The 20,278-nt window shown below is 39.6% G+C and carries 28 protein-coding genes; 6 read left to right on the top strand and 22 right to left on the bottom strand.

Annotation, left to right across the window (positions count from 1 at the left end; genetic code table 11):
* Positions 1-32 precede the first annotated feature (32 nt).
* Complete coding sequence (locus BLT18_RS06330; protein WP_091272254.1) at positions 33-419, top strand: ectoine synthase; 387 nt, start codon at positions 33-35, stop codon at positions 417-419.
* Between the two features lie 121 nt (positions 420-540).
* Positions 541-741 carry a PLDc N-terminal domain-containing protein gene (locus BLT18_RS06325; RefSeq protein ID WP_091272252.1) on the top strand — a complete coding sequence of 67 codons (201 nt, stop codon included), beginning with the start codon at positions 541-543 and terminating at the stop codon, positions 739-741.
* 5 nt (positions 742-746) lie between these two features.
* On the opposite strand, the gene BLT18_RS06320 is transcribed toward BLT18_RS06325, so the two are convergent.
* On the bottom strand, positions 747-986 hold the full coding sequence (locus BLT18_RS06320) for a hypothetical protein (protein WP_091272250.1): 240 nt from the start codon (positions 984-986) through the stop codon (positions 747-749).
* A gap of 495 nt (positions 987-1,481) precedes the next feature.
* Here BLT18_RS06320 and BLT18_RS06310 point away from each other — a divergent pair, with 495 nt between their 5' ends.
* Positions 1,482-2,537: a DUF3231 family protein gene (locus BLT18_RS06310; protein ID WP_091272247.1), complete on the top strand. Its 1,056-nt coding sequence runs from the start codon at positions 1,482-1,484 to the stop codon at positions 2,535-2,537.
* Between the two features lie 84 nt (positions 2,538-2,621).
* On the opposite strand, the gene BLT18_RS18650 is transcribed toward BLT18_RS06310, so the two are convergent.
* Entirely contained in the window at positions 2,622-2,756 is a 135-nt protein-coding gene (locus BLT18_RS18650) for a hypothetical protein (RefSeq protein WP_281242341.1), read from the bottom strand.
* A 238-nt stretch (positions 2,757-2,994) separates the two neighbouring features.
* Here BLT18_RS18650 and BLT18_RS06305 point away from each other — a divergent pair, with 238 nt between their 5' ends.
* Positions 2,995-3,336 (top strand): hypothetical protein, encoded by a 342-nt coding sequence (locus BLT18_RS06305; RefSeq protein WP_091272245.1) that lies wholly within the window; start codon positions 2,995-2,997, stop codon positions 3,334-3,336.
* Between the two features lie 68 nt (positions 3,337-3,404).
* Here the strand turns inward: BLT18_RS06305 and pdaA are convergent, their stop codons facing one another.
* Complete coding sequence (gene pdaA / locus BLT18_RS06300) at positions 3,405-4,175, bottom strand: delta-lactam-biosynthetic de-N-acetylase (protein ID WP_091272243.1); 771 nt, start codon at positions 4,173-4,175, stop codon at positions 3,405-3,407.
* Between the two features lie 220 nt (positions 4,176-4,395).
* Here pdaA and BLT18_RS06295 point away from each other — a divergent pair, with 220 nt between their 5' ends.
* Positions 4,396-5,937: an AbgT family transporter gene (locus tag BLT18_RS06295; protein WP_091272240.1), complete on the top strand. Its 1,542-nt coding sequence runs from the start codon at positions 4,396-4,398 to the stop codon at positions 5,935-5,937.
* 340 nt (positions 5,938-6,277) lie between these two features.
* Here BLT18_RS06295 and BLT18_RS06290 read toward each other — a convergent pair whose 3' ends face one another.
* The 6 genes from BLT18_RS06290 to BLT18_RS06265 form a co-directional block, all read right to left on the bottom strand.
* Positions 6,278-6,883, bottom strand: a complete 606-nt coding sequence (locus BLT18_RS06290; RefSeq protein ID WP_091272239.1) for a histidine phosphatase family protein — start codon at positions 6,881-6,883, stop codon at positions 6,278-6,280.
* Between the two features lie 12 nt (positions 6,884-6,895).
* Positions 6,896-7,081: an SE1561 family protein gene (locus BLT18_RS06285; RefSeq protein WP_091272237.1), complete on the bottom strand. Its 186-nt coding sequence runs from the start codon at positions 7,079-7,081 to the stop codon at positions 6,896-6,898.
* A 13-nt stretch (positions 7,082-7,094) separates the two neighbouring features.
* Positions 7,095-8,453, bottom strand: coding sequence for an MATE family efflux transporter (locus BLT18_RS06280; RefSeq protein ID WP_091272236.1), 1,359 nt, complete (start codon positions 8,451-8,453; stop codon positions 7,095-7,097).
* A gap of 35 nt (positions 8,454-8,488) precedes the next feature.
* Positions 8,489-8,875, bottom strand: a complete 387-nt coding sequence (locus tag BLT18_RS06275) for an OsmC family protein (RefSeq protein ID WP_091272235.1) — start codon at positions 8,873-8,875, stop codon at positions 8,489-8,491.
* A gap of 218 nt (positions 8,876-9,093) precedes the next feature.
* Positions 9,094-9,894: a VLRF1 family aeRF1-type release factor gene (locus BLT18_RS06270; protein ID WP_091272233.1), complete on the bottom strand. Its 801-nt coding sequence runs from the start codon at positions 9,892-9,894 to the stop codon at positions 9,094-9,096.
* Between the two features lie 100 nt (positions 9,895-9,994).
* Positions 9,995-10,444 (bottom strand): hypothetical protein, encoded by a 450-nt coding sequence (locus tag BLT18_RS06265; protein ID WP_091272232.1) that lies wholly within the window; start codon positions 10,442-10,444, stop codon positions 9,995-9,997.
* A 787-nt stretch (positions 10,445-11,231) separates the two neighbouring features.
* Here BLT18_RS06265 and BLT18_RS06260 point away from each other — a divergent pair.
* Positions 11,232-11,411, top strand: a complete 180-nt coding sequence (locus BLT18_RS06260; protein WP_091272230.1) for an FbpB family small basic protein — start codon at positions 11,232-11,234, stop codon at positions 11,409-11,411.
* A 129-nt stretch (positions 11,412-11,540) separates the two neighbouring features.
* Here the strand turns inward: BLT18_RS06260 and BLT18_RS06255 are convergent, their stop codons facing one another.
* The 13 genes from BLT18_RS06255 to BLT18_RS06200 all read right to left on the bottom strand — a co-directional run bounded on the left by BLT18_RS06255 (position 11,541) and on the right by BLT18_RS06200 (position 20,277).
* The gene (locus BLT18_RS06255; RefSeq protein ID WP_091272228.1) at positions 11,541-12,413 is read right to left on the bottom strand and encodes an alpha/beta hydrolase; all 873 of its coding nucleotides are present in this window, start codon (positions 12,411-12,413) and stop codon (positions 11,541-11,543) included.
* 433 nt (positions 12,414-12,846) lie between these two features.
* Complete coding sequence (locus BLT18_RS06250; RefSeq protein ID WP_091272226.1) at positions 12,847-13,281, bottom strand: ferritin-like domain-containing protein; 435 nt, start codon at positions 13,279-13,281, stop codon at positions 12,847-12,849.
* Between the two features lie 104 nt (positions 13,282-13,385).
* Positions 13,386-13,826: a peptide-methionine (R)-S-oxide reductase MsrB gene (msrB, locus tag BLT18_RS06245; RefSeq protein WP_091272224.1), complete on the bottom strand. Its 441-nt coding sequence runs from the start codon at positions 13,824-13,826 to the stop codon at positions 13,386-13,388.
* Positions 13,826-14,359 carry a peptide-methionine (S)-S-oxide reductase MsrA gene (gene msrA, locus BLT18_RS06240; RefSeq protein WP_091272211.1) on the bottom strand — a complete coding sequence of 178 codons (534 nt, stop codon included), beginning with the start codon at positions 14,357-14,359 and terminating at the stop codon, positions 13,826-13,828. Before msrA ends, msrB begins: the two co-directional genes overlap by 1 nt.
* A gap of 136 nt (positions 14,360-14,495) precedes the next feature.
* Positions 14,496-15,008 carry a type 1 glutamine amidotransferase domain-containing protein gene (locus tag BLT18_RS06235; RefSeq protein WP_091272210.1) on the bottom strand — a complete coding sequence of 171 codons (513 nt, stop codon included), beginning with the start codon at positions 15,006-15,008 and terminating at the stop codon, positions 14,496-14,498.
* A gap of 66 nt (positions 15,009-15,074) precedes the next feature.
* A complete protein-coding gene (locus tag BLT18_RS06230; RefSeq protein WP_091272208.1) occupies positions 15,075-15,671 on the bottom strand; it encodes a ribonuclease H1 domain-containing protein in 597 nt (198 codons plus the stop codon).
* Between the two features lie 14 nt (positions 15,672-15,685).
* Entirely contained in the window at positions 15,686-16,057 is a 372-nt protein-coding gene (locus BLT18_RS06225; RefSeq protein ID WP_091272206.1) for a hypothetical protein, read from the bottom strand.
* Between the two features lie 110 nt (positions 16,058-16,167).
* Positions 16,168-16,443, bottom strand: coding sequence for a hypothetical protein (locus BLT18_RS18120; protein WP_091272205.1), 276 nt, complete (start codon positions 16,441-16,443; stop codon positions 16,168-16,170).
* A gap of 249 nt (positions 16,444-16,692) precedes the next feature.
* Positions 16,693-16,827 carry a SidA/IucD/PvdA family monooxygenase gene (locus BLT18_RS17950; protein WP_139184714.1) on the bottom strand — a complete coding sequence of 45 codons (135 nt, stop codon included), beginning with the start codon at positions 16,825-16,827 and terminating at the stop codon, positions 16,693-16,695.
* Positions 16,828-16,945: 118 nt separating this feature from the next.
* Positions 16,946-18,253, bottom strand: a complete 1,308-nt coding sequence (locus tag BLT18_RS06215) for a Na+/H+ antiporter family protein (protein WP_091272203.1) — start codon at positions 18,251-18,253, stop codon at positions 16,946-16,948.
* Positions 18,254-18,340: 87 nt separating this feature from the next.
* On the bottom strand, positions 18,341-18,985 hold the full coding sequence (locus BLT18_RS06210) for a thiamine diphosphokinase (RefSeq protein ID WP_091272202.1): 645 nt from the start codon (positions 18,983-18,985) through the stop codon (positions 18,341-18,343).
* A 79-nt stretch (positions 18,986-19,064) separates the two neighbouring features.
* The gene (locus BLT18_RS06205; protein WP_091272200.1) at positions 19,065-19,517 is read right to left on the bottom strand and encodes a precorrin-2 dehydrogenase/sirohydrochlorin ferrochelatase family protein; all 453 of its coding nucleotides are present in this window, start codon (positions 19,515-19,517) and stop codon (positions 19,065-19,067) included.
* On the bottom strand, positions 19,510-20,277 hold the full coding sequence (locus BLT18_RS06200; protein WP_091272199.1) for a sirohydrochlorin chelatase: 768 nt from the start codon (positions 20,275-20,277) through the stop codon (positions 19,510-19,512). Before BLT18_RS06200 ends, BLT18_RS06205 begins: the two co-directional genes overlap by 8 nt.
* Position 20,278 lies beyond the last annotated feature (1 nt).

Raw genomic sequence — 20,278 nt, 5'->3', positions numbered from 1 at the left:
ACCCAGTCGAACAAAATGAGGAGGATCACAACATGAAAGTAGTAAAACTAGAAGACATTCTTGGTACAGAACAAGACGTAGATGGCGGTAATTGGGTCAGCAGACGCCTAATTCTTAAAGATGATAAAATGGGTTATTCTGTAAATGACACCATTATTCGTGCAGGCACAGAAACGCACATTTGGTATCAAAACCATTTGGAAGCTGTTTACTGCATTGAAGGGGAAGGTGAAGTAGAGACACTAAAAGATAATAAAGTTCATCCAATCACAGCAAACACTCTATATGCGCTTGACGAACATGACGAGCACCTGCTTCGTGCAAAAACAGACATGAGAATGATTTGTGTGTTCAATCCGCCTCTAAGCGGCCGTGAAGTACATGATGAAAATGGTGTATATCCAGCGGATTTGGACTAATATAAAACGCACCTTCAGCTGTTGTTTAACGGCTGGAGGTTTTTTAGTGAAGAAATGAAACACAATGTCTATGTCAATCGTAATATAACACAGAGTCATTGTATAGATTGGAGGAACATAAGTGGAAGTATTAGGGTTTTTAGCTGTCATCTTCTTATTTATTGGCGGTTTATTTTTGTTAAATATTTTCACAAGCATTTGGGCCTACCGCGATGCAATTCACAAAGGCAACAGTAAAGAATATGCATTAATCGTACTTATTGGGACGTTATTTTTTCCGTTCATCGGCTTTATTATTTACTTGTTCATTCGCAATCATTAATGGTGTCACTGCAAATAATAATACTTAAAAAGAATACTGTCTCCATTCGCCCCCATCTTGTTAATTAATGTTCGTACGTCGTGCAAAGAACGCGCTGGATATTGATATTGGCAAATGGATGGCTTTCTCGCATTCATATCCAATGTCGTAATACAAACCGACTCTTCATACGCGTCATAATATATAATAAACGGCAGCTGATAAGCTGGATGATTCACTTCTCCTTTATAAACATAATAAGCCATACTTTGATGCACCTACTTGTTCAGTTCGTTTGTACAGCATATGACCTGCATGAAAAGAATGGCAAGGCGAATCCATTACATATACTGTTGTCTGTTTCGGAAAAATAAAAAAGCTGTTGCATAGGTCTTCTTTTTTTCCGCCTATGCTAAGGAAACCATTGACGTCCCCTCCAATGTACTTATGCAGCAGCACCTGGCAAAAGGGCTCCAAGGAATATTTCGACACGGACAAACATTCTCTCTGTTAGAGCTTCAGCAATTACTTTAAACAAACACGAGTACTGCCGCAAACTGCTCGGGTGCCAAATATAGTGGCTTTTCTTCGCTTGTACAAAGAATGCGTGAATCTTCTTTTCTCAGCCGGCGTACGGCAGTGACTAACTGTTCCCGTAAAAATTTTCATTTCCCATTCTGTCAACATTTCCATAAAGGTAGTCATATTTTTTTCAAACTCACAAATACTAGACAAGAAATAAAGATGACGGGGGAATGGCAATGGAAGAGTATGAAGCACCAGCTGTCATTGAAAAAATAAAACAGCATCAACAAAATAAAAAACTGGTGGCATCGGAATTAGGTGATTTATTCACCAATTACTTGGGTGATTCTTTATTTTGCTGTATTTTTAAACATCACCTTCATGTCGTAGAAGATGATGATGTCAAACAATACATCGAATCGGCATTACGCGTTTCTCAAAAACATTTGCACATGATTGAAAACATTTTTAAGCAAGAAAATATCCCTGTTCCAGTTGGTTTTGGCAAACAAGATCTTCATCCAGACGCTCCGCGTTTATTTTCAGATATTTTTATGGTTTTTTATATGACAGAGATGTCGCGAGCAGGCTTTGAAACATATGGAAGTGCTTTATCAACATCAGCTCGCCATGATATTATTCAGTATTTTGAAACATGTTTACAAGACACCATCTCTTTATATAAACACGGCATGTACTTATTATTAGAAAAAGGGATGGATATTACCTCACCGGAAATTCCTTACCCGAAAAAGGTAGATTTTGTGGAAAAACCTTCGTTTATATCTGCTATTGCCGGGAAGTCCAGACCATTAACCAGCTTAGAGATTAAACACTTACAAATTAATATTAATACAAATACATTAGGAAAAGCTCTCATGGTTGCCTTCAGCCAGATTGCTTCCTCCGCTGAACTCAGAAGTTATTTTCGTGAGGGCTGTCAGTTAGCAGAAAAGCAGATTAATGACTTAAGTGAAATATTAATGGCCGATAACTTGCCTTCCAATAAAATTATTGATACCGAAGTTACTGATTCCACTATTTCTCCGTTTTCTGACAAGCTGCTGCTGTACCACACGGTTATGTCCAATGGAGTCGGTATTCAAAATTATGGAACGGCAATGAGTAAAATAACAAGGCATGATGTTCACTTAAAATTCGCAAGCTTGTCTGTAGGAATTGGCAAGTATGTCAATAAAGGGATGAAAGCAATGATTGAACACGGCTGGACAGAAGAGCCTCCAAGCTCTGCTGACCGTGAAAAACTATCACAGCGGCAATCATCTGATTAAATAAGTATTCATCCACATCGGAGAAACTTTGACAAAAAGATAACAACTACAGAATAATCCGAGCGATTGGCAGAGCCGTTCGGATTATTTATTTGTCATAGGAATTTTTAGTCTATATAACGTTTGTTTGTTGAGGTCGTCATCACCTTCTCCTTTCTGGTTGACCAGCTCTTTTGAACCGCGCTTGCCGCGTTGCCGCGGGCAGTGCTTTAATCCCATTGAAAAACACCCTGACGCTTTCTTTTCCTAAGGTACTTCCGTCTGTTGACTGCCGCTTAGAATATACTTACTTCTCCTATTGTCCGGCTTTTCGGTGATTTGATTTCGCCTCCATCCTGCCTCTTTTGTGAATGGTCATCGTGATTACTACTGGATATTTCCTAAACTTACTAGCTCGCCCCCCCAAAAACCTTTGGTACAATAAACGTAGTTCTAAGTGAGGAAAAGGAGGATTCCATTGTCTATAGCAACGGACCTAGCATCTATTCAAATACTGTCTTCGGTCTACCAATCAACAAATGTAAACGATACCTTTCACAACACAGTTCATACATTATGTAATAAGGTCGATTATATTGATTGGGCAGGCATTTACTTGAAAGAAGGTGAGGATACTCGTCTTCTTGTATCTACCGAAGATAAAGGCAGCATGCAAAGCCAATTAGCTTTTCCAATTAAACATAACGATACTGAAGTTGGAGTATTAGTAGTAAAGAGCAAACAATGGATTGTATTTGATGTAACCGATGTTTCTACGCTGGAAAAAGTAACATCTGAGCTAGGGAAAGTATTTACGTAATGTGTTTACATATGTATAATATGCCACATTTTAGGACGGAAAGCTCTTGCTATCCGTCCTTTTTCATGTCATGGTGTCTTTAAAACAAGTTCATCGAGACTTTTAAACGTATATCCTTGCTCCTGGCATTCATCAATCACTTTCTCTAACGCTTTTGCGTTATCTTCTGATACCGCGTGCAAAAGCATTACAGCACCAGGATGCACCCTTTTCATGATACGTTGGTAGGCATGTTCTGGTCCTTTCTGTCCTTCTGTTTCCCAGTCCACATACGCAAATGACCAAAACACATTAATATAGCCTAATTGCTGTGACTGTTTTAATGAACGTTCGCTAAACGTACCTTGTGGAGGGCGTAAATAGAGCATGTCATCGTCACCAGTCAAACGCGTGTATGCCTCTTTTACTTTGTCTAATTCTTTTTCGATACGTTCATTACTTACTTCAGGTAAACTTGGATGATGGTATGAATGGTTGCCGACAATGTGTCCCTCTTTTTTCATTCGTTTTACTAAGTCAGGCGCTGACTTCAAATAATGTCCTGTCACAAAAAAAGCTGCCGGTACGTCTTTTTCTTTCAGTACGTCTAAGATATCACTGGTATAACCATTCTCGTATCCATTGTCAAATGTCAAATACAGTTCTTTGTTGTCGGTGTCCCCAATAAAATAACCATTGTATTTTTTTAGCAGTTCCTTATATACTTCTTCTGTATCTGATGGCTGATTATTTTCAGCTGGCTTAAAATTCCATCGATACACTTCATCTGCTGCAGCTGGCGCGGCAAAAAGAAGTCCCAGCAGGATGATTAGAAAAAATCCCGTTAACGAATATTTCATGAGACTCTCCTCCAATTTTAAGTATAGGGTTTGCTTTATTACACGATTTATACAAAAATACGTTAACACTTTATACCAATAAACCATTTAAGGGTTTATTTCAATCATCATTCATGATATAAATAATAATTGTTCACCTTATTCAAGGGATATTTAGAATTTTTCAACTTTTTTCTAAATTATTATACTAATATATTTAAATATAGGAGGGAATGAAAAAATGGCTGATTCCAAAAATAAGCGGGGGATGATACAGGGTTTTCTCGATTTCGTTGAAAAAACCGGAAATAAACTGCCCCATCCTATCACGCTATTTGCTATTTTAGCTGTTTTAGTTGTTATTGCTTCTGCCATCCTTTCCGCTGCCGATTTACAAGTAGAAGATCCGGCAGGCGAAGGAGAAACCATCACCGTTAACAACTTGTTATCTAGTGATGGGATTGAATACATGTTTACAAGCATGGTGGACAATTTTATTAACTTTGCACCGCTCGGTGTTGTGTTAGCCACGATGATTGGTATCGGTATTGCAGAACGAACTGGTCTCATTAGCGTGTTGTTGCGCGGTTTTGTATTATTTATACCTAAATTTCTTTTAACAGCAGGACTGGTTTTTGCGGGAATTATGTCCAGCGTGGCATCAGACGCCGGCTATGTGGTTTTGCCTCCATTAGGTGCAATGTTGTTTGCCGCTTTAGGAAGGCATCCTCTTGCAGGGCTTGCCGCAGCATTTGCCGGCGTATCGGCTGGTTTTAGTGCCAACTTACTGCTTTCTGCAGTAGATCCGATGCTTGGGGAGCTGACTATGCAAGCAGCTGCAACGATTGATCCGGCCTATGCAGAAGGCATGAACAATGCAATGAACTACTATTTTATTATTGCTTCTACATTCTTTTTAACTATTGTCGGTACACTCGTTAGTGAGAAAATTGTTGAACCAAGACTGGGCACTTATAAAGGAGAACATGGAGAAAATACAGACGGATTGGAGAAGATTACAGCTCAAGAGAAAAAAGGCATGGTTTATGCTGGATTGTCGGCTCTTATCACCGCCATTTTACTAGCATTACTCATTGTGCCGTCTAATGCACCTCTACGCGGAGAAGAGGGTGCTGTTATCCAGTCACCGTTTATGAGTTCACTAGTTGTTGTGATTTTAATCTTTTTCTTTATTCCCGGGTTAGTATATGGCATCGTCACCAAATCCATAAAAAGTGATAAGGACGTTGCTAATCAACTTTCCGAAACGATGGCTTCGATGGGAATGTTCATCGTTCTTGCCTTTACAGCCGGTCAATTTGTTGCTTATTTTAACGAATCAAACATGGGACTGTTACTGGGCGTATATGGTGCTGAATTTCTTAACACCATCCAATTAGATGGGATTCCGTTAATTATAATGTTTGTTTTGATTACCGGGATTATTAACATATTTATTGGAAGCGCTTCTGCAAAATGGGCGATTATGGCACCTGTTTTTGTGCCAATCATGATGCTTCAGGGTTATTCACCAGAATTAACGCAAATGGCTTACCGTGTTGCAGATTCAACGACCAACATTATTACACCATTAATGACGTACTTTGCTATCATTATCGCCTTTGCACAAAAATATGATAAACGCATGGGAATTGGTTCATTAATTTCGGTTATGCTGCCATACTCCATTGTTTTCTTGATTACGTGGACGCTTATGTTAATTGTTTGGATAACACTGGGACTTGACCTTGGACCTGGTTCTCCAATTGAATATAATAAATAGTGTCAAATAAAGAGGCTGTATCACATTTAAAACAGTTTACTCACAAGCAATGAAAGTGTATTCTAAGCGTCGTCAATATACGGAGGCTCCTGCGGGACGCGTCGGCTAAGACCAGCTGCATCGTGCGGCCAACACGGAAACTAGCACGTCCTGTGCGGAGCCTCATTTGACTTGGTAACGGGCTTTTCTTTACCACATTGGATGAGGCCATGCCCGCGTAATGTGAAATATTTTGACGGACCAACAATAAAAATCACTGTAATAAACAAATAATCCGAACTGATTTCAATTAATCGTTCGGATTATTCTGTAATTCCTGCACTTTTGTCTTAACCTCTTTTTAATGCCCGGTTAAATGGTGGTATTGATTAATATAATGAATAGACAACTTCTCGTTTTCCCAGCTTAACTTAGTTACACCGGTATTGTCGATTCGAAAGGGACGGTGTAGCGTATGCCAAGCATCACCAGCAAGCAAATACATTAAAAAGATAGACAACAATCCGCCGTGGGACACGAGTGCTGCTTTTTCCCCCTGCTTCACTTTTTTTAACATGTCATAGATGCTTCTGCACCTGTCTGTTATTTGTTCATCTGTCTCTGTCCCTTCAATTCCTGACTGCAGAAGACTTTTGTTTTTTACTTCCGGGTACTCTTTATAAATTTGTTCTCTCGTTTTTCCCTGGAGAGGTCCTAAATAAATTTCTCTCAACGTACTAGCCGTCATCACTTGCAATGATTGATGTTTTTCTATAGCTTTGGCGGTTTCATAAGCTCTTGTCAAATCACTGCTGTATATATAATCCAATGCAGTAGTCGAAAAATGTTCACCCAGTCTAGCAGCTTGCTGTTTTCCTGCGGACGACAACTCAAAATCCTGACAGCCTTGCAGCTTTTTGGCAAGGTTGCCTTCTGATTCTCCATGCCTAATTAAATAAATATCCATCCAATGCCCCTCTCAGTCCCAATCGTGCTTAAACTGATTTATTTTAATATTTATCTGCTTTAACATATTTTCCAGTCGTTGTAAGTCCGACAAACTACTATCATTTACGTCCATTTGCTCAAGCATTTCTTGTATTAAAGACATGCGTTTTTTTAAATAATCTATTTGTTGTTTTTTTGTATGAACCGGACTGCCCATCAATGTCCCTTCCTTATTTGTTTTCTTTTTCTTCGTGAAAAATATTGATATGACGCCACTTGCCAAAATGGTAATACGCAACCGCAAATACACTGCTAATAATGAAACTTATCCCAATACCGATGGCAATTCCGTGCGCCCCAAACCATTCAGAGCATAACCAAGCCAGTGGAAAACGCAGCACCCAAAATGAAATGATATTTAGTACAAGCACCTGCAGCATGGCACCAGACGAGCGGACAATACCATTTAATACAAAGTTGATTCCTAAAAACGGGTAGAAAAACGCGATAATTTGCAAATACGTAGCACCAAAAGCGATCGTTGCCGCATCATCTACAAACATGCGAATGAGCCATTCACTAGAAATAAATACAAACAATCCAATCGTTAATGACACACCAAAAATTAAAAGTAAACCGCTTTTTGCAATGTCACTGACACGATGCCATTTATCTGCGCCAATGTTCTGTCCGGTCATGCTCGTAATAGCAGACCCCAGTGTTGTAGCTGGCAGCATAATAACACTGTCAATTCTTTGAGCAGCTCCATATCCAGCAACCACCGTTTCACCAAAAGAAGTAACAACAGTCATAATAGCAAGTACCCCGCCTGAGATAGCAACCATTGACAATCCAGATGGAAGTCCCAGCTTGAAAATCCGCTTAAATTCTTGCAAAGGTGGTGGAGTTGGTACGGTAAACGGCAGTCCTTTTTTGAGAATAGAGTAAACAATGCCAAACAAAAAAGCACTTCCTTGGGAAATAACAGTAGCATATGCTGCCCCCTGCATACCGTAGTCAAATACCGAAATAAACACTGGGTCCAGCACTGTATTTAAAACGACAGCAAGAAATATAAAACGAAGTGGTGTTTTACTGTCACCGACAGCACGCAGCACCGTACCGATGAAATTGTAGCCAAACAAAAAGACAATCCCGACAAAGTTAATTCGTAAATAACTCAAGGCCATCGGCATAATGCTGTCTGGTGTCCCCATCCAGGCAAGTATGTATGGAGATAAAATAAACCCAGCCACACCTAAAAACACAGCCAGCGTACTTAATACAAAAACAAACGCATTCAATGACATTCGCAAACCCTCGCTGTCATTCGCACCTGTTCGCTGTGATAATACAGTAAGTGTTGCACTATTAATCCCAATAATAAACGATAAAATCGTAAAAATAATAGCAGAAGAGATCGTCACGGCACCAAGAGCATCTGCACCAATAAGGTTACCAACCCAGAGACTATCTATAATTTGATAGGAACTTTGAAGAAGATTTCCCAGAAAGATGGGTGTGGCAAAAAATATCATTTTTTTCATGATGCTTCCTTCGGTAAAATCCATCTGTTTGGCTGTCCCCATCTTTTCCTCTCCTGTTCTTCAGCAATCTAAATCATTTATTTCCATTCATATGTTTCTGTCACTTTAATGCTGTCTTTGACTGACTGCACCATGGAACAATTTTTCCGTGTGAGTTCCATATTTTTTTTCATCTGTTCATCAGAAATTCCTTGCGCATCAATAAGAAAGTGCAAGTGAATTTCTTGTATCTCATCAGCGCCTTCACCGCTTCGTTTCACATCTGCTTTTATTTGAATATCGTTGACCGTTTGACGGCGCTTTTCTATAATTTTTTTCAACACACCACCGCTGCATACTGCCACCGATGATACTAACAATTGATATGGCCGAAAACCATATTCATCATTAGAAGAAATCTCTAACACGCCAAAGTCTGTTTTTGTTGAAAAACCAAAACCATGTTCTTGCATTGAAAATTCCATATGCCTCTCTCCTTCGTTTGATGTTCAGTTTCTTAACTCTTCCTATTGTTAAAAACATGATCACGATACGTCAAGTGCTTTCCCCTCAAAACTCCTGACTACCTGTATATATACTATCAGATTTCAGCTGCTTTTTATTGTATTATGCACCGCCATCAAGCATGCAGAGGAAATAAAACAAAAAGCAGGCCAGGCTTTGGCCTGACCTGTATGATCATCTATCGAACTTTTTCACCATATACTGTGTTGAGTACTTCGTGGGAAGGTTTGGAAGTTAAATTCTTTGGAACAGTATCTAAAACATTTACATCAAGATGTTTTTCCATATCGCGAATCGCTTCTGTGTTTCCCACAAGGAAAATCCCTTCTAAGTTTCTGTTCTTCACTTCTTTATTCAAGGACGGTGCTAAATTTTTATACCAGCGCTGTTTGTTTTCTTCAAAGCGGTGGTCTACTTCATCGACTTGGGTGGAACCGGAAGGAACCCTTTCTGAAGCCGCGTTTCCTTCATACTGTTTCCAGTCTTCTGATTCAACATCCCAGCTGTAATGCTTTTCGTCGCGAATTTCACCTAGCGCTGTATCCATAAAATGCACATCACTTTTTTGCACCATCACAATGCCGCTGGCTGGGAAATGTTTTTGCATCGACTCTAATTGACTAAGAACCGGAGTGCTTTCCCAATGAAATTCCGTTTCCATTGGGACTTGCAGAATATGCTCGGCTAACACCTCGCCGTCACTGGAGATAATCAGTAAAAAGCTTTTTTGCATATTGATTTGCTGGTCATATATATGACGGTCAGCAATATCTGCAGCTTTTTTAAATGCTTTTAGTTCGTCTTTCGTTCCACTTTTTTCAACATACTCTTTTAATTTTTTCAGTCCATTCTTCAAGCGGATTTTCCATTCGCCATTATGCTGGCTTCCATCTCCAAAATCTGTATTTAAGTAAATAGTTAACATACCGGTTTCATCACGCTGCTGCTTTAATGACTGCAATTGTTCTAATAATGCCATCGTCGATGCCTCCTTTTGGACGTTGTACCCTCTCTATTTCACGTAAATACTTTGTGTAAACATTAAAAATAGAGCTGTCTATGCAGACAACTCTATTGCTTCATATTTCTTTTGATGCATGTTGGTGTTTAGAAGGAAATTTTTCTACATTTTCAGCCAATGTTACATCTGCTTCCACATTTTCCTCTGTTCTCTCTTTATCCTTTAAATCTTTTAGCTCTTCTGCTGTTTTTTGTGTTGTTTCTTTTACCGACAACGTTGTATCTTTTAAATGGTTTGCCCTTTGCGTAATTTGTTGAATATCTTCATTCGCGGATTTTAGTAAATCAGCTAATTGGTTTGATGCTGATTTTACTTGGCCAATAATTTCTTCTCGATTTTCTGCCACAAATTTACTGGCTTCATTAATGGCTGAAGCAGTCTGCTTTGTGCCACTTACAATCCTTTGCCTGGACTGACGATTTCCTATCAGCACTAATGCCGAGATGCTGCCTACAGCAATGCCAATTTTCATCCCCAACCGCGAACGAGGCGCTTCTTGTTTTGCCATGTTCTCTTCCACCTTCCCTCTCTAACGTTATCTTTTATTATATAGTATTTACATACCACCAATGAAGCATGATTATGCTTTTATTTTTCCGCTGATTATAGAACTTGTATACGTTTTTTTACAAAATGGTACAAACCACTTTCGAAAAGGCAGCTCTTGCTAAAGAAATTCTGTTGTTCGTTTTTTATAAAGAAAACTTTAGCCAGTGTCCTGAAGGAAAGACATTCGGCTAAGGTAAAACCATTTCTACTAAGAAAGCACACGTCCTGTACCGGGCGTAGAAGCCGTCATGTCCCATAAAAGTATGTCTTCCATCTTCCTCAGCACCCATCAATTTCCTCGCAGCATGTATACGGCTTTTTCCACATGTTGATGCCATTACTGATTCAGCTGTGTTAACATGCAGTACTTTCCTGTGAGCAAAAAAAATGTTTAGCTGAAAAGCTAAACACCTATGGATGTATGTTAGTTATATACTTCCAAAAGATAATAATCTGTTTCTTTTTCTTCAAATGCTTCTCCTGCCGTATGTGCCGTTTCCACCTCTTTGCTGTTTTCCTTTTTTGACACATTATTCCTCCTTTCTCTGTAAATGTTACATTGTATGTTTGCATTGCTTTAATATGCTGATATGTTTCATGACAAATGTAGAACGATACTGTTCAAATAGTGGTATAAAAGACATTTTTCAAAAAACATTAACATTTATCTGTTTATTTTTTGTCATTTTTCGTTATAATAGACACCGAGATGGATGAGAAAATGATATAAAAGGAAGGATTGGATAATGAGAAAACCCATGCGCTCCACCCTAGAGGATTTGATCAACGAAAATAAAGAAGAGCTTTTACGAGATCAAGATGCCATGAGCGAGATAGAGAAAAAACTTGATGATCGAAAAGCCCGAGAAGTCTATGTCGAAGAGTTAGAAAATTATAAAGAAAAAGATATGAAATACGTAAAATGATAATGGCCGGGGCTGTCTTCCAAGGATTTATTCACCTTCCAGACAGCCTTTTTTTATGCTTAAAATGCCATAAAACACGACAGCCAAGCCGAGAAGAAAATCGATGATAGGACGACTCTTTCATGTCTTTTATTTACGAAAATACTCTGTTAATAATTGGTAAACAAGTGAACGTTTTTCCATTTTCTCATTGATTAAGTGGTGGTTTCCCTCATCGACTAACAGCCGCTTTGAGTTGGGGAATAATGCAGCATAAGCTTTCATGTTGTGTTTCCAATCTACCGTTTGATCATTGGTCCCTTGTATAATGAGAATATCTTTATCCACAGGGTGGTGTTGTGTCAATTGCTTCTCCCATTCAAACATTGCTTGCACCCACTCTAACGAAATGATTTTTCCTTGTAATGGATCATTTTTAATTTTTTGCATAAACTCTTTATTTCCTGCATTCATTCGAAACTTTCTTGGCAATTGTTTGCGGAAAAGCGAAATAATTGGTGTAAAACTTTTGCTTATCCACCATTGATTTGAACGAATTAAGGGCGAAATCAAACCTACTTTTTGAAACGGAGATGACGAGGTGTTCGTTAACACATATTCTGCCAAAACAGCTCCGCCTGTGCTATGACCGACAGCATGCATATTTGAAACACCCCAATCTTTGAGCTTACCCATAACCGTTTGCAAAGCGCTCTGATACTCTTGAAACGAACTAATTTGAAAACGTTCACCGCCGGACAGACCATGACCCGGCAAATCAAACGCCGCTACCTGATAGCCTTTATCCAGCAGATGTTTAATAAAGGGAGCATTCGTGCCTGTATGGTCAAACAACCCATGAATAAAAAGAATTGTTGTCGTATTTGTTTCTTTTTGCTGCTGGCAAAACAGCTGCACCGACAAAAAAGTGTCCTGAAAGGGCAGCCACTCATGCTCGACACCCTCTTGAGGCAATTGATACTCTTTTACATACTCTTGAATCATCATCGCTGAATTTGTCATGTTACCTAAGTCTCCTCACACTCAAACTATAAAGCATCACCTATATGTTCCAGCTACCCGGTGCCTAACCGCACAAAGCAAAGCAACTCTTACTGCATCTGTACACATCAGTATACAAAATGTGCTTATATTAATGAATCTAAAGCACGCTGCCCTATCGGACGCCGTGCCTGAAATCCGCACCGTCTAGTGTACACCACAACGCCCAATCATCCTGCTGTAAAGATTGAACTTCTATACATGTCCATCACAGCTCTTTGTTCGTTCACGACATGTGTTTAAGACAAGATAAAGAAAAGTACAAGCAGCCTGTAAACCCGATTAAAAAAGGAAGAATCTACGAGCGTGCTTATGAGACACTTAACAAACGTCTGCCTTTACCCTTTATCCAAAAAAAACTGTTCCCCCATAGTATGGGAGAACAGTTCCCTTTTTATTGAAGACGCGGGTCGTTAAGCAGACGTTCCATTTCTTCCATGTGCCCTGTCTCATCAGCAATTAAATCTTCAAGCTTGATTTGCAATTCGACCAAGCCGAGCTCTTCTGCTTGTTTGGCACGTTCTGTATAACGCTTAATGGTATCTTTTTCTGCTTGCCGCGCATTTTCAAGCATTTGTTTCACATCATGTGTTTGCTGTATTTCCACTGCTTTTGTCGTCGGTGTACCGCCTAAGGTCTTGATTTTTTCAGCCAAGTATAAAGCGTGGCCTTGCTCATCACCAATTTCTCCTTCAAAGAACGGTTTTAGCACTTGTCGATACAATCCTGATACAACGGCAGCATAGTTATTATACATAATAACGGAACCGTATTCGTTCGCCAAATCCTCATTTAATCCATCAATTAATGCTTGCATTTTTGCATCCATGAAAAGAGTCCTCCTTCAACATTACTGCTGATTTTTGTCGTTTTTTTATTTTTTGTGACGTAAGCATGCTGTCTATTGTATATCGTACCCCTTAAAAAAATACGTTAAACCTCTTTTTCAAACAGTTTCTTATACTCCTTGTAGCCCTCTTTTTCCAAGTCTTCTTTTGGAATGAATTTTAAAGCTGCTGAATTAATGCAGTACCGTAAACCTTCTGGCGGCGGCCCATCAGGAAACACGTGACCAAGATGGGAATCAGAGTTTTTTGTTCTCACTTCTGTTCTTCGCATCCCAAAGGAAGTGTCCAGTTCCTCCACAATGTTGTTTTCATCTAATGGTTTTGTAAAACTTGGCCAGCCACAATTCGATTCAAATTTTTCATTTGAACTAAACAAAGGTTCTCCAGAAATAATATCCACATACAAACCATCATCCATTAAGTTCCAATATTCATTATCAAACGGACGTTCTGTGCCATTTTTTTGCGTTACTTCAAATTGAATCGGAGTAAGCCGCTTTTGTAAATCTTCTTTGCTCTCTGCCATTAGTTGTCCCCCCAGTATTGTTGTATAAAGCCCTCACGACCAGAACCTTTTCGGTACAGTAAATAATGAAAACGGTTCTTTTTATGGTAGTCTTGATGATAGTCTTCAGCTGGATAAAATGTTTTTGCCGGCACAACAGGTGTTACCACTGGATTGTCAAAGGGGCCGTGCTGATTGAGCTCTTCTTTTGATTGCTCTGCGATTTGTTTTTGTTCATTGTCATGATAAAACACCGCGGTTTGATACGACTCCCCTCGGTCATTAAATTGTCCGCCGCTGTCTGTAGGATCAATTTGTCTCCAGAAAGTGTCGAGTAATTCTTCATATGTCACTTTCTCTGGATTGTATACAATTTGTACGGCTTCTACATGACCGGTGGTATTGGAACACACCTCTTCATACGTTGGATTTTCTGTCTCTCCTCCAGTGTACCCCGACGTAATCGATAGAACGCCGTCCAACTGTTCAAAAGGGCCCACCATACACCAAAAACAACCACCAGCAAACGTTGCCAGCTTCGTTTGTTCAGACATGTGCTTCCTCCTTTCTCAACTTTTTCTGTGTTAGTATTATACCATTTATGTCGATTCATTGACTTCTTCAACGGCTTAAATATGAAAAAGAGGCTGTCTCAAGGGCTATTAACCTTAAAACAACCTCTGTTTTCTTTTATTGTAATTGCTTGACTGATTCACGGTTAAACGCTGGCAAGTCGTCTGGTGTTCTGCTTGTCACCAAGTTATGGCAGACAACGACTTCTTCATCTTTTACATCAGCTTTCGCATATTCCAAATCAACCAGAATCGATGTGAATCCAGTTACTTTCCGTCCTTCTAAGGCCTTCGCTGTGATGAGAAGCTGCGGTCCATGGCAGATAGCAAAAACCGGCTTGTTTTCATCGATAAAATGTTTCGCAAATGCAACAAAACGGTCATCTGCACGCAAAATATCTGGAGAAAATCCTCCTGGAATAAACAGTGCATCAAAATCTTCAGGTTTCACGTCATCAATGGACGCATCTACATTGACTTTCGCTTCGCTGTTTTTCCCTTCTATTTTTTTACCTGCTTCTTTTTCAATCACTGTAACCTCGTGCCCCTCTTTATCAAACGCTTCTTTTGGGCTGGTGAACTCGGAGTCTTCAAACATATCGGTCATTAATGTTGCAATTTTTTTTGCCATCTTCAATAACACTCCTTTTTAAAGCATCACGTTGTTAGATATACCCATTTTGTTGTTTGTTAAACATTACTTTCTTCCATAATCCGCTTTGATTTCTCCCCAATCCTTTGTGTTCCATTTTAAGATAGGGTTCTTCCACTCATTTTCTTTCAGCCACTTTTCAGCACGTTCCACCGTATTCCAAATTTCTTCGGTTTCTGGCGTGCGTTTTAAGCTGGAGTTGGCTTTTTTCTTTTTTACCCAATTTATTGCAGTACCTGAATCGGTGTAAATTGGCTTTTCACTATTCCCTTTTTTGCAAAAAGCAAGTGCATGGACAATTGCTAAAAATTCTCCCATATTATTTGTTCCCATTTTAAATCCAGGATGAGAAAACAAGATTTCCCCCGTTTTCGTACAAACACCCTTATATTCGACAAAACCTGGATTTCCGTGGGAACCGGCATCAACCGAAATACTTTCTTCTATGTACACTTCGTTTGAAAGCGAGTTTACGTCTTCGCGGTGTGTCTGGCTGTAAGCTTGTTCCGCTTCATCTTTTGTTGGAAATGACCGAAACGATGCTCCCCGATACCCTTTGACTTGTTGTTCGCATGCTGCCCAACTGTTATAAACACCAGGCTTTCTCCCTTTCCAAACAACATAATATTTTTTCTTTGCCATATATACACTCCCATTTACTTGCTTTGTCTCGTTTTTAAATACAACACATTGCTTCCTTTTTTCATGCGATAAGGCCTCACATATGACCGAAATATTGGAACAGCAATAATATAACATCCTATTATAAAGGGGAGAGGATGGATGTAAGCATATTGTGTCACTACCCACCAACCGTGCGCAGCGATACCGCGTAACATTAAACCATAAAATACCACAGCAGCTGTTCCGTGCATCATGAGAACAAACGTAATATTAACGACGTGAAACAAGAACATCGGCTGTTTGTTATTCAGCTCTTTTTCTAAAAAACGCTGCATAATCATCGTCACAATCATAGTGACAAATGCTGTAAAAGCCGGCAGAATAAATAGAAAAAACAGCTTCATCTTATATCCCCCAGTTTAATGTCTCTCTAGCATTTTATCATTCCCATATGTCTGCGTCATACAAAGAAAATAAAAAAAGGACCCTTGCCGCCGGGTCCATGTATAATATATTATTCTTCCTCGTCTTCCATATTATTTTCTTCTTCCATATTGCCATCTTCGTTATCCATACCGTTGTCTTGTTCTTCCTCCATACCACCATCTGTGCCGTTATCTTGTTCCCCGTTCATACCGCCATCATTTTCAGGCTCTTCTTCCATTTCAACTTCGCCTTCTCCATCCGTACCATCGTCCATCTCCGGTTCTTCTTCTGCTCCACCACAAGCAGCCATCACACTTACAACTAACATACCTGATAATGCAGCATAAAGCAGCCTTTTGTTCATTTTTCAACATCCTCCTTATATCATATCTTCGCTAAGCCCATTCCCGTCTGGTACTTTCCAAAACCCATATGGAAAAAATCACACATTATTACACTTTTGTCAGACATCAAACAATGGGAAAAGCGTGTATTGGTTTCAGTTTTCTCCAAGGTGAAGAATGTTATGCATGGTGTTACATGTTTTGGCTAAATAAACTGTTGAAAAATTGTATCGTATTGAAGTGGATACCGCTCATAACCGCAAATATCATTAATGATCGTTTGGTTTCTCATCACAGACAATGCCAGATTGGTTGCTATCGACCGGTTCTAACAAAGCGGCTAATCCTAAGTTAAAAGGGCCTATTCCAACATCTATAACATCATATACTGTTGTTTCCCTCATACGTCTCCACCTTTCTTGCTATAACAACGCAGCTGGCAGTACCGCCATCTCCGTCTTTTCTTTTGTATATGCCATATTGTGAAAGAAGCACCGCCCTATTAAGCAGGCGGTGCTTCTATTATAATACAACAGCAGCTATTAATCCGAATAGAAATAACGGAATATTATAATGGAGAAACGTCGGCACACATGTATCCCAAATATGGTGGTGACGCCCATCAGCATTCAACCCGGAAGTTGGCCCGAGTGTACTGTCTGAGGCTGGAGAACCGGCATCTCCCATTGCTCCTGCTGTACCAATTAAAGCAACGGTTGCAAGCGGCGAGAAACCGACACTCATACTAAACGGGACAAACAGTGCAGCTAAAATCGGAATCGTCCCAAAGGAAGTACCAATTCCCATCGTAACAACTAATCCCGCAAGCAGCATCACAGCAGCCGTCATAATATTAGCTCCCCCGGATACACTTATCGCTTTTTCTACCATATTATTGACGGCTCCAGTTTCCTTCAGTACATTGGCAAAACCAGAAGCAATTAACATAACAAAAGCAATCATTCCCATTAACTTTACGCCGTCATTGACCATTTCATCACCATGGCGAAACGGAACGACTTGAAAAATAAACATTAGAATAATGCCGCTTAATGCACCAAATATCAGAGAATCCATTGCTATTTGAATGATAAGAGCAGATAATACAGCTACAATCGTCAAACCATGTTTAAACGTAAACGATACAGTATCATCTCCTGTTTTCTCAGAAGGATCTGTAGCTGTTTTCGGCCTGTCTTTCCACTCTTTTGGCTTTCTGTACGTAATAAACACAGCAACCAACAAACCCGCTACCATTCCAAGTCCTGGAATAAGCATTGCTTTCCATATTTCATTTACTGGCACATCCATGCCGCTTGCTTGAATTTCTTGTGCGATTGTATTGTGAAAAATAAATCCAAACCCAACAGGAAGCATCACATATGGCGCTTTTAACCCGAATGTTAATGCCGATGCCACAGCACGCCGGTCGATTTTCATTTCATCGAACAACTTTAACAGTGGTGGAATTAAAATAGGGACAAATGCAATATGAACCGGTATAACATTTTGCGATAAACACGCAGCTGCAGCAATAACCATAATTAATGTGCCGCGTTTTCCTTTTAGCATACGCATGAGGGAAGACACAAGCACCCCCGTAATACCGGAATATCCAATCATCATCGCAAACACACCAAGCAGAATATAGCTTAACGCAGTTTCTGCTTGACCGCCCATTCCTTCGATAAGAAGTTCTAATGAGTCACTCCAGCTTAAACCTGTCATTAAACCAGCAGTTATACCAGCTGCCAAAATAGCCAGCACGACATTCACTCGAAACAGGCTTAATAAAATCATGACTACAACGGAGGTAATCACAGTAAACATACATATTTTCCCCTTTATATATTTAGCTCTCTACCAAATTAAAGTATAAGGGCCATATAAAAAAGGTGCAATACAAAATCTGAGTTGTTATACTTTTCCATCGCTGCTTTTCACAACGAGTATGTGGCCGCTTTTAACAGTGATTTCTCCGTATGCTCCTTTGATCTGATTACTGATTCCAAGTGTCTGCCCGCGCTCTAAACAAGCATTATCGAGCGGATAGACAAATCCTTTTAAAGACAGACCCTTCACTTTTTCACTGATAGGAATTATGGATACATAGGAATACATATCCTTTTCTATTTTTGTGTAGCGACCGGCTACAAAAAGCTTATTGTGTTTATCAATAATCTCTGCCTCCACACCTTCTTCACATGCTCTTTCCAATAAGTATATGTTGCTTAACGTATGATCGAGCCGGGTACCAGTAACACCGAACATAACAATCTTATGCGGCTGCTTTTCTAACGCCGATTCTAATCCTATTTCTGTATCCGTTTTGTCTTTATCAACAGGATCACAACTTTTCCACTCTACAGAATGCAATAAAATATCGTCTTTTTGTTCAGGTGTTACAGAATCAAAGTCACCGACAGCTAGATGTGGGATATATCCATGTTCAATTAATGCATATGCTCCGCTGTCAACACCGATAAGATAATCATCTTCTGTTACAGCCGAGAAAAAGTCTTCCTCCATCGTCCCGCCAGCAAATAATAGTACGCGCATCATAACCTACAACTCTCCAATCACTCAGGGGAATATGTATACTTTACACTAAAAAGACTTCCTCGAAAAAGGAAGCCAGTTATCATCTATTATCATTGAGCCAATCCATAAGCCGATGTTTTAACTGTTTTGCTTTTGCCGGGCTTTTTCCTCTTGTTGATACAGCAATATGATAATCGTCGTTTTCAATAGAGGCTGGAAGGGCAACGTTTCCAATACTTGGGTTGTCCGCGCCGTTAATTAACTGATGCGAAGCAGCCGATTGTTGGATAATTTCTTGGGCTTGTTTATTTCCAGAAGCAGAAACAATCATAAATGCCGATGCAATATGCTCTGGTTTACAAGTATCGTTAATCCATATAATCTCTCCTGATTGCACCATCTCTTTCAAATCTGCATGCAAATCAGGTGCTATTACCGTTATATTCGCCGCTGCTGCATGCAATTTATGTATCTTTCGTGCTGCAATTTTCCCGCCGCCTATGACTACAGCATCTTTATTTTCTAATGTAAGAAAGACAGGAAAATTAAACATGGTGCCCTCCGCCTATTTCGTATTCTGGTTTGTTCATTGTCTCTGTCACACGCTTTTTCAAAATTATCATCAGCTGCTCATCAAACCCGAGAAAATCACACAGTACTACCGACGCACTAGTGTCTTGATTCATTTTATTTATTTTCCGTTGCATTTCTTGCATTAACACACCAGTAAACAGCAAGTACGGCAGTACATACACAACATCGTTCCGACTATGTTTTACTGTTTCTAACCCTTCATCAAAAGTGGGGGAAGCAGCTGCTAAAAATGCCGTTTCTACATTTATTTGTGTTTTCTCTGCTAAACGTGACGCAATCGTATAGAAATCAGCAATGGCATGTTTGTCGCTGCTTCCTCGTCCGACCAACAGAATATCAGCTGCTTGTCCCTGATAATATCCTCTCTTTTGAAGACGTTGTAGCAGGACATCAAAAATTTTGCCCTCAATACCAAAAGGATTTCCATATTGTATAAATACATTTGGATATTGTTGTTTTACTTTCTCTAGTTCAGCCGGAATATCGTTTTTAATATGGCCGGCCTCTAGTAAAAAAACCGGCACCACCGCTAGTGCGTCAGCCCCTTTTTGAATACATGCTTCTGCCCCTTCTATAATAGAGGGGGCTGCTAGTTCAAGAAAACAAGTTTCTTGAATCGGGACATCGATTTTCTCTTTTGCACCTTCAACAAATGCTTTTAATTGCTCATTACCTTCTTGTATCCTGCTTCCATGTCCCACGAACAGCACCGCTTGCATA

Source organism: Alteribacillus persepolensis (genome assembly GCF_900099605.1).
Taxonomy (GTDB): domain Bacteria; phylum Bacillota; class Bacilli; order Bacillales; family Marinococcaceae; genus Alteribacillus; species Alteribacillus persepolensis.
Note: the sequence above shows the minus strand (reverse complement) of the source record. Positions and strands in the feature narration are given on the sequence as shown.

What these genes read in the sequence shown, in the direction of transcription:
- BLT18_RS06330 (WP_091272254.1), top strand. Translation starts at nt 33, where the DNA reads ATGAAAGTAGTAAAACTAGAAGACATTCTTGGTACAGAACAAGACGTA.
- BLT18_RS06320 (WP_091272250.1), bottom strand. Translation starts at nt 986, where the DNA reads ATGGCTTATTATGTTTATAAAGGAGAAGTGAATCATCCAGCTTATCAG.
- BLT18_RS06310 (WP_091272247.1), top strand. Translation starts at nt 1,482, where the DNA reads ATGGAAGAGTATGAAGCACCAGCTGTCATTGAAAAAATAAAACAGCAT.
- BLT18_RS18650 (WP_281242341.1), bottom strand. Translation starts at nt 2,756, where the DNA reads ATGGGATTAAAGCACTGCCCGCGGCAACGCGGCAAGCGCGGTTCAAAA.
- pdaA (WP_091272243.1), bottom strand. Translation starts at nt 4,175, where the DNA reads ATGAAATATTCGTTAACGGGATTTTTTCTAATCATCCTGCTGGGACTT.
- BLT18_RS06295 (WP_091272240.1), top strand. Translation starts at nt 4,396, where the DNA reads ATGGCTGATTCCAAAAATAAGCGGGGGATGATACAGGGTTTTCTCGAT.
- BLT18_RS06290 (WP_091272239.1), bottom strand. Translation starts at nt 6,883, where the DNA reads ATGGATATTTATTTAATTAGGCATGGAGAATCAGAAGGCAACCTTGCC.
- BLT18_RS06285 (WP_091272237.1), bottom strand. Translation starts at nt 7,081, where the DNA reads ATGGGCAGTCCGGTTCATACAAAAAAACAACAAATAGATTATTTAAAA.
- BLT18_RS06280 (WP_091272236.1), bottom strand. Translation starts at nt 8,453, where the DNA reads ATGGGGACAGCCAAACAGATGGATTTTACCGAAGGAAGCATCATGAAA.
- BLT18_RS06275 (WP_091272235.1), bottom strand. Translation starts at nt 8,875, where the DNA reads ATGGAATTTTCAATGCAAGAACATGGTTTTGGTTTTTCAACAAAAACA.
- BLT18_RS06270 (WP_091272233.1), bottom strand. Translation starts at nt 9,894, where the DNA reads ATGGCATTATTAGAACAATTGCAGTCATTAAAGCAGCAGCGTGATGAA.
- BLT18_RS06265 (WP_091272232.1), bottom strand. Translation starts at nt 10,444, where the DNA reads ATGGCAAAACAAGAAGCGCCTCGTTCGCGGTTGGGGATGAAAATTGGC.
- BLT18_RS06260 (WP_091272230.1), top strand. Translation starts at nt 11,232, where the DNA reads ATGAGAAAACCCATGCGCTCCACCCTAGAGGATTTGATCAACGAAAAT.
- BLT18_RS06255 (WP_091272228.1), bottom strand. Translation starts at nt 12,413, where the DNA reads ATGACAAATTCAGCGATGATGATTCAAGAGTATGTAAAAGAGTATCAA.
- BLT18_RS06250 (WP_091272226.1), bottom strand. Translation starts at nt 13,281, where the DNA reads ATGGATGCAAAAATGCAAGCATTAATTGATGGATTAAATGAGGATTTG.
- msrB (WP_091272224.1), bottom strand. Translation starts at nt 13,826, where the DNA reads ATGGCAGAGAGCAAAGAAGATTTACAAAAGCGGCTTACTCCGATTCAA.
- msrA (WP_091272211.1), bottom strand. Translation starts at nt 14,359, where the DNA reads ATGTCTGAACAAACGAAGCTGGCAACGTTTGCTGGTGGTTGTTTTTGG.
- BLT18_RS06235 (WP_091272210.1), bottom strand. Translation starts at nt 15,008, where the DNA reads ATGGCAAAAAAAATTGCAACATTAATGACCGATATGTTTGAAGACTCC.
- BLT18_RS06230 (WP_091272208.1), bottom strand. Translation starts at nt 15,671, where the DNA reads ATGGCAAAGAAAAAATATTATGTTGTTTGGAAAGGGAGAAAGCCTGGT.
- BLT18_RS06225 (WP_091272206.1), bottom strand. Translation starts at nt 16,057, where the DNA reads ATGAAGCTGTTTTTTCTATTTATTCTGCCGGCTTTTACAGCATTTGTC.
- BLT18_RS18120 (WP_091272205.1), bottom strand. Translation starts at nt 16,443, where the DNA reads ATGAACAAAAGGCTGCTTTATGCTGCATTATCAGGTATGTTAGTTGTA.
- BLT18_RS17950 (WP_139184714.1), bottom strand. Translation starts at nt 16,827, where the DNA reads ATGAGGGAAACAACAGTATATGATGTTATAGATGTTGGAATAGGCCCT.
- BLT18_RS06215 (WP_091272203.1), bottom strand. Translation starts at nt 18,253, where the DNA reads ATGTTTACTGTGATTACCTCCGTTGTAGTCATGATTTTATTAAGCCTG.
- BLT18_RS06210 (WP_091272202.1), bottom strand. Translation starts at nt 18,985, where the DNA reads ATGATGCGCGTACTATTATTTGCTGGCGGGACGATGGAGGAAGACTTT.
- BLT18_RS06205 (WP_091272200.1), bottom strand. Translation starts at nt 19,517, where the DNA reads ATGTTTAATTTTCCTGTCTTTCTTACATTAGAAAATAAAGATGCTGTA.
- BLT18_RS06200 (WP_091272199.1), bottom strand. Translation starts at nt 20,277, where the DNA reads ATGCAAGCGGTGCTGTTCGTGGGACATGGAAGCAGGATACAAGAAGGT.